At 66.4% G+C, this 3,007-nt stretch carries 3 protein-coding genes; all 3 read right to left on the bottom strand.

The annotated features are described in order from the left end of the window. The coding region (locus tag EQG76_RS00570) for a cytochrome c oxidase subunit 3 (RefSeq protein WP_159709647.1) at nucleotides 1–592 on the bottom strand (592 nt) is incomplete at its 3' end. An 11-nt stretch (nucleotides 593–603) separates the two neighbouring features. Next, a complete protein-coding gene (locus EQG76_RS00575; protein WP_159709648.1) occupies nucleotides 604–1,323 on the bottom strand; it encodes a cytochrome c oxidase subunit 3 in 720 nt (239 codons plus the stop codon). Continuing rightward, nucleotides 1,320–3,007: cbb3-type cytochrome c oxidase subunit I (locus EQG76_RS00580; RefSeq protein WP_159709650.1), on the bottom strand; the 1,688-nt coding region annotated here is incomplete at its 5' end. The genes EQG76_RS00575 and EQG76_RS00580, both read right to left, overlap by 4 nt.

A 3,007-nucleotide genomic window follows, 5' to 3' on the forward strand; every position in this document is an offset into this window, starting at 1 on the left:
AGTCGCCGCGCCAGACCTTGCGGGCGATGATCAGCAGGAAGATCACGCCGATGGTGACGTGGGTGCCGTGGAAGCCGGTGATCATGAAGAAGGTGGCGCCGAACTGCGGAGCCCCCCAGGGATTGCCCCAGGGCCGCACGCCTTCCTCGATCAGCTTGCTCCACTCGAAGGCCTGCATGCTGACGAAGCTGGCGCCCAGCAGGCCGGTCACCAGCATCAGGATGGCGGTGCGCCTGCGGTCGCGCCGGTAGGCGAAGTTCACCGCCATCGCCATGGTGCCGCTGCTGGTGATCAGGACGAAGGTCATGATCGCGATCAGGATCAGCGGGATCTCGGCACCGCCGATGGTGAGCGCGAACACTTCGCTCGGGTTTGGCCAGGGCTTCACCGTCGACATGCGCGCGGTCATGTAGGACAGGAGGAAGCAGCCGAACACGAAGGTGTCGCTCAAGAGGAACACCCACATCATCGCCTTGCCCCAGGACACGCCCTTGAAGGCGCGCTGGTCGGAGCTCCAGTCGGCGATCATGCCGCGCCAGCCGGGCTGCCGCGGGAGCACCGCCTGGGTGGGAGCCGTGGCTGCCCGTGCCATCTGCACCTCCATCAGCTCAGGACCTGACGGCAGATCTCGGCGAAGTCGTTGGCCCAGCCGGCCAGAAGGCCGAACAGGACCAGCCAGACCAGCAGCAGGAAATGCCAGTAGGTGGCGCACAGCTCGACCAGGACCCGCGCCCGGGCACTGCCGGGATCGCGCCAGGTCCATGCCGCCGTGCGGCCGAGCGCCACTAGGCCGCCCGCCACATGCAGGCCGTGCACGCCGCTCAGCACATAGAAGAAGCTCGCGGCCGGATTGCCAGCGAGCCCGTGGCCGGCAGCCAGCAACTCGCGCCAGGCCAGGATCTGGCCCAGCAGGAACGCCAGCGCCGCAGCCCCACCGAGCAGCAGTCCCTGCTGAGTTGCGGCCGGACTGCCATGCCGTGCCGCCACCTGCGCCCCGTGCAGCCCGAGGCTGCCGACCACTAGCAGGGCGGTATTGATCCAAAGGATGCGCGGCACGGGCAGCGCCCACCAGTCGGCGGCACCCATGCGCATCAGGTAGGCGCTGACGAACAGGGCGAACAGGGACCCGGCTACGGCCAGGAACACCACCAGCCCGGCCTTCGCCCGGCGCACCGACCCGGCCTCTTCCGCATAGGCGGGACCCGGAACCACCGGTGCCGGCAGGCCTGGCTCCAGCCAGGGCTTGGCCATGATGCCGTGCCGAACCAGCCACCAGCCGGCGACGGCGGCGACCAGTGCCAGAAAGGCCAGGGCCGCGCTCACGTCGCCGCTTCCCTGCGCTCGGCCGGGGAGGGCGGCTGGTTCTGCGGGATGAAGTCCTCCGCGGCGCCCGGCACACTGTAGTCATAGGCCCAGCGATAGACGACCGGCAGCTCGCGGCCCCAGTTGCCGTGGGCCGGCGGCGTCTGCGGGGTCTGCCATTCCAGCGTGGTGGCGCGCCAAGGGTTGCCGCCGGCCGGCCGGCCGTGGCGCAGGCTCCAGAACATGTTGAACAGGAACAGGAACTGCGCGGCGCCGACCACCAGGGCCGTGATCGTGATGAACTCGTTCAGCGTGACGGTGGAGGCCGGGACGAAGGCGGTCTCGCCCATCTCGTAGTAGCGGCGCGGGATGCCGAGCAGGCCCAAATAATGCATCGGGAAGAAGATCAGGTAGGCGCCCAGGAAGGTGATCCAGAAATGGAGCTTGGCCAGCAGGTCATTGGGCATCCGGCCGGTCATCTTCGGGTACCAGTGGTAGATGGCACCGAAGATGACCAGGATCGGCGCCACGCCCATCACCATGTGGAAGTGGGCGACCACGAACATCGTGTCCGAGAGCGGGACGTCGACCACCACGTTGCCCAGGAACATGCCGGTCAGCCCGCCGTTCAGGAAGGTGACGATGAAGCCGATCGCGAACAGCATGGGCGGGGTGAAGTGGATGTCGCCCCGCCACAGGGTCAGCACCCAGTTATAGACCTTGATGGCGGTGGGAACCGCGATGATCAGGGTCGTGGTGGCGAAGAAGAACCCGAAATAGGGGTTCATGCCGCTGACATACATGTGGTGCGCCCACACGATGAAGCTGAGCGCGCCGATGATCACGATTGCCCAGACCATCATGCGGTAGCCGAAGATGTTCTTGCGCGCGTGGGTGGCGATCAGGTCCGACACGATGCCGAACGCGGGCAGGGCCACGATGTAAACTTCGGGATGGCCGAAGAACCAGAACAGGTGCTGGAACAGGATCGGGCTGCCGCCGCCATAGCTCAGCTGCTCGCCCATCTGAACGATCGCCGGCATGAAGAAGCTGGTGCCGAGCAGCCGGTCGAACAGCATCATCACCGCGCCCACGAACAGGGCCGGAAAGGCCAGGAGCGCCATGACCGTGGCGGTGAAGATCCCCCAGACCGTGAGCGGCATACGCATGAGCGTCATCCCGCGGGTCCGGCCCTGCAGCACGGTCACCACGTAGTTCAGGCCGCCCATGGTGAAGCCGATGATGAACAGGGCCAGGGAGACCAGCATCAGCACGATGCCCAGGTCCTGGCCGGGCGTGTTGGGCAGGATTGCCTGGGGCGGGTAGAGCGTCCAGCCGGCACCGGTTGGGCCGTCCGACGTGAAGAAGCTGGCGGCCAGGACCAGCACCGCCAGGAGATAGATCCAATAGCTCAGCATGTTGGCGTAGGGGAACGCCATGTCCCTGGCACCCAGCATCAGCGGGATCAGGTAGTTGCCGAAACCGCCGAGAAAGAGGGCGGTGAGGAGGTAGACCACCATGATCATGCCGTGCATGGTGATGTACTGGTAGTAGGCGTCGGCATCGATGAACTCGAGCGCGCCGGGAAAAGCGAGCTGCAGCCGCATCAGCCAGGACAGGAACAGGGCGACGAAGCCGATCGCCATGGCGGTCAGCGAATACTGGATCGCGATGACCTTGGCGTCCTGGGAGAAGACGTAGCGGG

This window comes from Geminicoccus flavidas, assembly GCF_009806515.1.
Classification (GTDB): Bacteria; Pseudomonadota; Alphaproteobacteria; order Geminicoccales; family Geminicoccaceae; genus Geminicoccus; species Geminicoccus flavidus.